At 51.8% G+C, this 508-nt stretch carries 1 protein-coding gene; it reads left to right on the top strand.

Annotation, left to right across the window (positions count from 1 at the left end):
* On the top strand, positions 1-378 hold a 378-nt coding region (locus tag R8N47_RS28585), incomplete at its 5' end, for a COX aromatic rich motif-containing protein (RefSeq protein WP_318186532.1).
* Positions 379-508 lie beyond the last annotated feature (130 nt).

Raw genomic sequence — 508 nt, 5'->3', positions numbered from 1 at the left:
AACATCATGAACGCGTTCTTTATCCCGCGTTTGGGTACTCAGATTTACGCGATGCCAGGCATGGTGACTAAGTTGAATCTGATCGCTAACCACGAAGGGGACTACAAGGGCTTTGCGTCGAACTACAGCGGCGAAGGTTTCTCGCAGATGAAGTTCACCGCATCGGCAATGCCGGATCGCGCAGCATTCCTCAACTGGGTGCAAAAAGTGAAAGCGAGCCCTGATCGAATCGAAGATTGGGAGCAATACAGCTCGCTGGCTGAGCCAAGCGTTGCTGCGCCTGTCACTCTGTTCTCACGTGTTCCTCCGTTTCTGTTCAGCAACGTCGTGACCCAACATCCGGGTTCCATGAACTGTTTGCCTGAAAACCAAGGATAATCACATGTTTGGAAGATTAACTCTGGATTCAATTCCATATCACGAGCCGATCATCATCATCACGCTCGCGATCGTCGCGTTGGTGGGATTAGCCGTGGTGGTTGCCGTAACCCCAGCTGGAAACTGGCAA

The sequence above is a fragment of the Vibrio sp. 2132-1 genome, assembly GCF_033344315.1.
Note: the sequence above shows the minus strand (reverse complement) of the source record. Positions and strands in the feature narration are given on the sequence as shown.